An 8,451-nucleotide genomic window follows, 5' to 3' on the forward strand; every position below is an offset into this window, starting at 1 on the left:
CTCATGACGATGTTACGTCCCGCTATACTGTTGTTTATTCTGCTGTCTCTGATTACCGGCGGGCTTTACCCGCTGATGACAACCGCGCTGGGCCAGTGGTGGTTTGAGGACCAGGCCAACGGCTCGCTGATTATCCAGAACGGTGAAAACCGCGGCTCGCGTCTGATTGGGCAAAACTTTACGGACCCGCGCTACTTCCAGGGACGCCCTTCCGCCACTGCGGAAAGCCCGTATAATCCAATGGCCTCCGGCGGCAGCAATCTGGCTGGCAGTAATCCTGACCTGGACAAAGCCGTTGCTGAACGCGTTGCCGCCCTGCGCGCCGCGAATCCGCAGGCCAGCCGTGAGGTGCCGGTTGAGCTGGTCACCGCCTCCGCGAGCGGGCTGGATTACAGCCTGACGCCGGACGCAGCGGCGTGGCAGATCCCACGCGTGGCCGCCGCCCGTCAGCTGACCGTCGAGCAGGTGAGCCAGCTGGTTGCAGAACATACGCAAAAGCCGCTGGTCAGCTTCATCGGCATGCCGGTAGTGAACATTGTTGAGCTGAATCTGGCGCTGGATGCGCTAAGGAAGAACTAAATGACCGACGAGCCCATGCGCCCGGATCCGGACAGGCTGCTTGAACAAACGGCTGAAGCCCACCGCGGCAAGCTGAAAATTTTCTTCGGCGCCTGCGCGGGCGTCGGGAAAACCTTCGCCATGCTGACGGAAGCCCAGCGGCTTCGGGCGCAGGGGCTTGATATTCTCATCGGCGTGGTGGAAACCCACGGTCGCAAAGAGACGGCGGCGCTGCTGACGGGGCTGGCGACGCAGCCGCCCCAGCGTATCAGCCATCGCGGTCGGCTGGTGACGGAGTTCGATCTTGATGCCGCCCTCGCCCGCCGCCCCGCGCTGATCCTGATGGACGAACTGGCGCACAGCAACGCGCCTGGCTCACGCCACCCGAAGCGCTGGCAGGATGTTGAGGAGCTGCTTGAAGCCGGCATCGACGTCTTCACCACGGTGAATGTTCAGCATCTGGAAAGCCTGAACGACGTGGTAAGCGGGGTAACCGGTATCCAGGTGCGCGAAACCGTCCCCGATCCGTTTTTTGATTCTGCCGATGAAGTCGTACTGGTTGACCTGCCGCCGGACGATCTGCGCCAGCGCCTGCACGAAGGCAAGGTGTATATTGCCGGCCAGGCCGAACGCGCCATCGAACATTTTTTCCGCAAAGGAAACCTGATTGCCCTGCGCGAGCTGGCCCTGCGCCGCACCGCCGATCGCGTGGATGACCAGATGCGCGCCTGGCGAGACCTGCAGGGGCGGGAGCGCGTCTGGCACACGCGTGACGCCATTCTGTTATGCATTGGTCACGGCAGCGGCAATGAAAAACTGGTCCGCACCGCCGCCCGGCTTGCGGCGAAGTTTGGCAGCGTCTGGCACGCGGTGTATGTCGAAACGCCACAGCTTCACGGCCTGCCGGAAAATCAGCGTCGCGCCATTTTGAGCGCGCTGCGGCTGGCGCAGGAGCTGGGTGCCGAAACCGCAACCCTGTCCGATCCGCAGGAAGATAAAGCCATTCTGCGCTACGCGCGCGAGCATAACCTGGGCAAGATTGTCATTGGACGTCGCCAGCATCGCCGCTGGTTTAGCCGCGAATCTTTTGCCGACAGGCTGGCACGCCGCGCGCCGGATCTGGATTTAGTCATCGTCGCGCTGGATGACAAGCCCGCCCCCCTGCCCGGCCGTACGCCGGACGCACGCACCTTTGGCGATAAATGGCGCGTCCAGATCCGGGGCTGCCTCGTGGCCGTGGTCCTTTGCGCCCTGATTACGGTGATTGCCAGCCAGTGGCTAATCGCCTTCGATGCCGCCAATCTGGTCATGATTTATCTGCTGGGCGTCGTTGTGGTCGCGCTCTTTTATGGCCGCTGGCCGTCGGTGCTGGCAACGGTGATCAACGTCATCAGCTTCGACCTCTTTTTTATCGCTCCGCGCGGGACGCTTGCTGTCTCGGACGTGCAGTACATTCTGACCTTTGCCGTGATGCTTACCGTCGGGCTGGTGATCGGGAATCTGACGGCAGGCGTGCGCTACCAGGCACGCATTGCCCGCTATCGCGAGCAGCGCACCCGCCATCTGTATGAGATGTCAAAATCGCTGGCGGTCGGCCGCACGCAGCAGGATATCGTCCAGACCAGCGAGCAGTTTATCCGTTCGACCTTTCATGCCAGTAACCTGATTTTGCTCCCCGACGAGCAGGGGCGCCTTCGCCCGCTGACCTCCTCTTCGGGGATGACGCCCTGGGATGAAGCGATTGCCCGCTGGAGCTTTGATAAGGGTTTACCTGCCGGCGCCGGCACCGACACTCTGCCCGGGGTGCCTTACCAGATCCTGCCGCTGCGCAGCGCGGATAAAAATCACGGGCTGGTCATCGTCGAGCCGTCTAACCTGCGTCAGCTGATGATCCCCGAGCAGCAGCGCCTGCTGGAAACCTTCACCCTGCTGGTCGCCAGCGCCCTTGAACGGCTGGCGCTCACCGCCAGCGAAGAGCAGGCACGGCTGGCAAGCGAGCGCGAAAGTATTCGCAATTCGCTGCTGGCAGCGCTGTCTCACGATTTGCGCACCCCGCTTACCGTGCTGTTTGGTCAGTCCGAAATTCTGACGCTGGATCTGGCGGCGGAAGGATCAAAACATGCGATGCAGGCCAGCGAAATTCGTCAGCACGTGCTAAATACCACGCGTCTGGTGAACAACCTGCTGGACATGGCGCGCATTCAGTCCGGCGGGTTTAACCTCAAAAAAGAGTGGCTCACCCTTGAGGAGGTTGTCGGCAGTGCGCTGAAGATGCTGGAGCCGGGTCTCGGCGGGCGCCATATCGAGCTGGACATGCCGGAACCCCTGACGTTAATCCATGTGGATGGCCCGCTGTTTGAGCGCGTGCTGATTAATCTGCTGGAAAATGCCGCTAAATACGCCGGGACAAAGGCCCGGCTGGGGATTGCTGCCAGGGTGGATAAACGTGTGCTGCGGCTCGATGTCTGGGATACCGGGCCGGGTATTCCGGCCGGCCAGGAGCGCGCCATATTCGAAAAATTTGCGCGCGGTAATAAGGAATCTGCCATTCCGGGCGTCGGGCTGGGGCTGGCGATCTGCCAGGCGATTGTTGACGTGCATGGCGGCACCATTTCCGCAGAGAACCGCCCGGAAGGTGGGGCACGCTTTTGTGTTACACTTCCTCTTGAAACCCCACCAGAACTTGATGAATTACCAGAGGATTTGTGATTAACGTTCTGATTGTTGAAGATGAGCTCGCTATCAGCCGATTTCTGCGTACCGCGCTGGAAGGCGACGGTTTGCGCGTTCATGAAGCCGGTACGCTTCAACGGGGGTTAATTGAAGCCGCCACCCGCAAGCCAGATCTGGTGATCCTGGATCTGGGACTCCCGGATGGCGACGGCATCGATTTTATTCGTGAGGTGCGTCAGTGGAGCCAGATGCCCATTCTGGTGCTCTCTGCCCGCACCGAAGAGACGGATAAAATCGCCGCACTGGATGCCGGAGCGGATGATTATCTGATCAAACCGTTTGGCATTGGCGAGTTACAGGCCCGGCTGCGTGTGGCGCTGCGTCGACACAGTGCCACGACCCCTTCTGAACCGGTGTACGTCTTTGGCGATATCCGCGTCGATCTTGCCGCCCGCCGCATCGTGCGAGGGGAAGAAGAGATCCACCTTACGCCTATCGAGTTTCGTCTGCTGGCCGTGTTGCTCAGTAACCACGGAAAAGTGTTAACGCAGCGACAGCTGTTAAGCCAGGTCTGGGGACCGAATGCTGTCGAACATAGTCACTATTTACGCATTTATATGGGACACCTTCGCCAGAAACTTGAAGCCGATCCCGCGCGTCCTCGTCATTTATTAACAGAAACCGGTATCGGATATCGGTTTATGATCTGAATAAGTATTCACTTTAATTTTAAATAAAGAACACACCAGCCTGAATATAGGCATGAAAATAATGACGAGATTATTTTCATGCCTATATTCGCCCTCACTAAACATAATTAGAACACCAATTTAACACCAAACCAACAAAACAGCATTTTGATCTGCGTTATTCACTCAAAACGACTAATTATTTCTGAAATGATCGGTTATTGGTGATCTGTTTCACAGTTAATCCCTTTTTCCTGGATAAAATGACCGTGCTTTCAATTACTGAAAGGAAAATGAACATGGAAAACAATAATCGTTTAATGCCCCATATAAGGCGGACAACACATATCATGATGTTTGCCCACCGAAACTGTTTTGACTTTCATCTCTTTAACGCCCGGTAGTCCTTCGACTTCTGGCGCATCTGCTTACAGGTTATCCTGAAAAACGCTATTTTACAGGCTGTTGCCCGTGAACACCTGCGCTCATTCCTTGTGATTCAGATTCTCCGCAACCGGGCGGACTGAATTCTACTCAGCAAAAAAGCAATTAACTGATTTCGTATCAGCGGACGCGCTTTGCTTTTTTTCCGGAAAAAATCGATTTCTTTACCGCAAGAAGTCGAGGGCCCCATATTGCCTGAAATAAAGAGATAAAGATGAAAACGTTAAAAATTGCCGTCAGCCGTGCCTGCCCTGAATGCTTTACCACTTCGCGGGAGATCGTGGATATCACCGCATCGGATTATATTGATGTGGCAGCCGTGGTTCTGGCCGTCAGTGATATTTTCAATGGCGCCATAGAAGAAATAGAAGCCACGGGATTCGGTATTCCGGTGTTTATTGCCACGCATAAAGAAGAAAGGGTTCCGGCTGAATTTTTGTCGCGTATTCACGGCGTTTTTGAGTACTCCGACACCAGCAATGCGTACTACGGACGCCAGCTTGAAGCGGCTGCGCAGAAGTACGAAACCCAGCTCCGTCCGCCGTTCTTCCGCGCGCTGGTCGATTACGTCCAGCAGGGGAACAGCGCGTTTGACTGCCCCGGACATCAGGGAGGCCAGTTCTTCCGCCGCCATCCGGCCGGAAACCAGTTTGTCGATTTCTTTGGCGAAACGCTTTTCCGCGCCGATCTGTGCAATGCCGACGTGGCAATGGGCGATCTGCTGATCCATGAAGGTGCGCCATGCATCGCCCAACAGCATGCGGCAAAAGTCTTTAATGCGGATAAAACCTACTTCGTGCTGAACGGCACCTCCTCTTCCAATAAGGTGGTGCTCAATGCCCTGCTCACACCAGGCGATCTGGTGCTGTTCGATCGCAATAACCATAAATCTAATCACCACGGAGCACTGTTACAGGCGGGAGCGACGCCGGTGTATCTGGAAACAGCCCGCAACCCGTACGGGTTTATCGGCGGTATTGACGCACACTGTTTCGACGAGAGTTACCTGCGGGAACTGGTGTCAGAGGTCGCGCCTGGTCGCGCGCGGGATGAACGTCCCTTCCGTCTGGCGGTGATCCAGCTGGGCACCTACGACGGTACTATTTATAACGCCCGTCAGGTGGTGGATAAGATTGGTCACCTGTGCGATTACATCCTGTTTGACTCCGCCTGGGTGGGTTACGAGCAGTTTATCCCGATGATGGCCGACTGCTCGCCGCTGCTGCTGGAGCTGAACGAAAACGATCCGGGCATTCTGGTTACCCAGTCGGTGCATAAGCAGCAGGCGGGCTTCTCGCAAACCTCGCAAATCCATAAGAAGGACAGCCACATAAAAGGCCAGCCGCGCTATGTTCCGCATAAGCGCCTCAACAACGCCTTTATGATGCACGCCTCCACCAGCCCGTTTTATCCGCTGTTTGCCGCCCTGGATATCAACGCCCGCATGCACGAGGGGCAAAGTGGGCGCAACATGTGGATAGACTGCGTGGTGACGGGTATCGAAGCGCGAAAACTGATCCTTCAGAACTGTCAGTTTATTCGCCCGTTCGTGCCGGAGACGGTAGATGGCCGTCCGTGGGAAAGCTGGGATACGGCGGAGATCGCCACCGATCTGCGCTTCTTCCATTTCGTTCCGGGCGAACGCTGGCACGCCTTTGAGGGATATGCCGAGCATCAGTATTTTATTGATCCCTGCAAACTGCTGCTGACCACGCCAGGCATCAACGCCCGCACCGGCGAGTATGATGATTTCGGCGTGCCCGCCACCATCCTCGCCAACTTCCTGCGTGAAAACGGCATCGTGCCGGAAAAATGCGACCTCAATTCCATTCTGTTCCTGCTCACCCCGGCGGAGGACATGGGCAAATTGCAGCAGCTCGTCGCCCAGCTGGTGCGCTTCGAAAAACTGCTCCAGAGCGATGTGCCGCTGAAAGAGGTTCTTCCCTCTCTTTATAAGCAACATCCGGAACGTTATGCGGATTATTCCCTGCGTCAGATTTGTCAGGAGATGCACGACCTCTACGCCCGCCATAACGTGAAGCAGTTGCAGAAAGAGATGTTCCGCAAGTCTCACTTCCCGCGCGTCATGATGAACCCGCAGGAGGCGAACTATGCCTATCTGCGCGGTGAGGTCGAGCTGGTGTCACTGCGCGACGCGGAAGGCCGTATCGCCGCGGAAGGCGCGCTGCCTTACCCACCGGGGGTGTTGTGCGTGGTTCCGGGGGAAGTCTGGGGCGGTTCCGTGCTGCGCTATTTCGCCGCGCTGGAAGACGGGATCAATCTGCTGCCGGGCTTTGCGCCGGAGTTACAGGGGGTTTACGTCGAGGAGTGTGACGGGCGCAAACAGGTGCGCTGCTACGTCATTAAACAACCCGCCGCTCAGCCGTCTCTGCTGAAAGGAGAAAAATTATGAGTAAGTCCAACAAGATGGGCGTGGTACAACTCACTATCCTCACCATGGTGAATATGATGGGGTCCGGGATCATCATGCTGCCCACTAAGCTCGCTGAAGTGGGGACGATTTCGATTATCTCCTGGCTGGTAACGGCAGTCGGCTCAATGGCGCTGGCGTGGGCGTTTGCCAAGTGCGGGATGTTCAGCCGTAAGTCTGGCGGCATGGGCGGCTATGCCGAATATGCGTTTGGCAAGTCGGGCAACTTTATGGCCAACTACACCTACGGCGTGTCGCTGCTGATCGCCAACGTGGCGATTGCCATTTCCGCTGTCGGTTACGGTACGGAGCTGTTTGGCGCGACGCTGACCCCGGTGCAGATTGGGCTGGCGACCATCGGCGTGCTGTGGATCTGCACCGTCGCCAACTTTGGCGGCGCGCGCATCACCGGACAACTCAGCAGCATCACCGTCTGGGGCGTGATCATTCCGGTAGTCGGTCTGTGCATCATCGGCTGGTTCTGGTTTAGCCCGACGCTGTACGCCAATTCCTGGAACCCGCACCACGTGCCGTTCTTTACCGCCGTGGGATCGTCCATCGCCATGACGCTATGGGCTTTCCTCGGTCTCGAGTCAGCCTGTGCGAATGCGGAAGTGGTGGAAAACCCGGAGAAAAATGTGCCGATCGCGGTACTCGGCGGGACGCTGGGGGCGGCGGTGATCTATATCGTCTCGACCAACGTGATTGCGGGAATTGTGCCCAACATGGATCTCGCCAACTCCACAGCGCCGTTCGGGCTGGCGTTTGCGCAGATGTTTACGCCAGAGGTAGGGAAAGTGATCATGGGACTGATGGTGATGTCCTGCTGCGGCTCGCTGCTGGGCTGGCAGTTCACCATCGCCCAGGTATTCAAATCCTCCGCTGACGAAGGTTATTTCCCGAAAATCTTCTCCCGCGTCACCAAAGCGGATGCGCCGGTACAGGGTATGCTGGCGATTGTGATTTTCCAGAGCGGTTTGTCGCTGATGACCATCAGCCCGTCACTGAACAGCCAGTTTAATGTACTGGTCAACCTGGCGGTGGTGACGAACATCATTCCGTACATTCTGTCGATGGCGGCACTGGTGATTATTCAGAAGGTGGCGAAGGTGGATCCGCGCAAAGCCCGGGCGGCCAATATCGTGGCGCTGATTGGGGCGATTTACAGCTTCTATGCGCTCTACTCGTCCGGTCAGGAGGCGATGCTGTATGGCGCGATGGTGACCTTTATGGGCTGGACGCTGTACGGTCTGGTGTCACCACGGTTTGAACTGAAGAATAAGCATAGTTAAAAAAGAAGCCCGGTGGCGCTAACGCTTACCGGGCCTACGAGATCAATGTTTTCTCCCTCTCCCTGTGGGCTGAGGGTTCCCCAGTAATTTTTTTATGCAGAAGCAATAAAGTTGCTTTCTAAATGACTGAGGGCTGTCAGCGATGCCCTGGTCCGGCTGTAAATCGCTGAGGCGTTTGCCTTCCGGCCGGGGCGAGGCGCAGGGATGCGCCGAGAGGGCGGCTTTACAGGGACGTTGCCTCCGCCCGTACCCGATAAGCCGGAAGGAATAAGCCGAGGGCACCGCGAAGCGGCGATTTACCGCCGGGAGCCCGGGTCGCCAGGGTGGTGGCGACTGAGCCACCCTGGCACGTTCACCGGTCATG

At 57.4% G+C, this 8,451-nt stretch carries 6 protein-coding genes; all 6 read left to right on the forward strand.

Annotated elements, in window-relative coordinates:
- Positions 1 to 3 precede the first annotated feature (3 nt).
- The 6 genes from kdpC to potE all read left to right on the forward strand — a co-directional run bounded on the left by kdpC (position 4) and on the right by potE (position 8,087).
- Positions 4 to 579 carry a potassium-transporting ATPase subunit KdpC gene (kdpC, locus tag ACOTXC_RS13470; protein WP_022647452.1) on the forward strand — a complete coding sequence of 192 codons (576 nt, stop codon included), beginning with the start codon at positions 4 to 6 and terminating at the stop codon, positions 577 to 579.
- The gene (gene kdpD / locus ACOTXC_RS13475) at positions 580 to 3,267 is read left to right on the forward strand and encodes a two-component system sensor histidine kinase KdpD (protein ID WP_108367305.1); all 2,688 of its coding nucleotides are present in this window, start codon (positions 580 to 582) and stop codon (positions 3,265 to 3,267) included. It abuts the gene before it with no gap.
- Positions 3,264 to 3,941 carry a two-component system response regulator KdpE gene (gene kdpE, locus ACOTXC_RS13480; protein WP_022647450.1) on the forward strand — a complete coding sequence of 226 codons (678 nt, stop codon included), beginning with the start codon at positions 3,264 to 3,266 and terminating at the stop codon, positions 3,939 to 3,941. Before kdpD ends, kdpE begins: the two co-directional genes overlap by 4 nt.
- A 278-nt stretch (positions 3,942 to 4,219) precedes the next feature.
- Entirely contained in the window at positions 4,220 to 4,324 is a 105-nt protein-coding gene (gene speFL, locus ACOTXC_RS13485; protein ID WP_003858645.1) for a leader peptide SpeFL, read from the forward strand.
- Positions 4,325 to 4,578: 254 nt separating this feature from the next.
- Positions 4,579 to 6,777 (forward strand): ornithine decarboxylase SpeF, encoded by a 2,199-nt coding sequence (speF, locus tag ACOTXC_RS13490; protein ID WP_063150777.1) that lies wholly within the window; start codon positions 4,579 to 4,581, stop codon positions 6,775 to 6,777.
- Positions 6,774 to 8,087 carry a putrescine-ornithine antiporter gene (gene potE, locus ACOTXC_RS13495; RefSeq protein ID WP_022647448.1) on the forward strand — a complete coding sequence of 438 codons (1,314 nt, stop codon included), beginning with the start codon at positions 6,774 to 6,776 and terminating at the stop codon, positions 8,085 to 8,087. The genes speF and potE overlap by 4 nt, the downstream gene beginning before the upstream one ends.
- Positions 8,088 to 8,451 lie beyond the last annotated feature (364 nt).

The sequence above is a fragment of the Enterobacter cloacae complex sp. IR5428 genome (genome assembly GCF_049238585.1).
GTDB lineage: Bacteria > Pseudomonadota > Gammaproteobacteria > Enterobacterales > Enterobacteriaceae > Enterobacter > Enterobacter intestinihominis.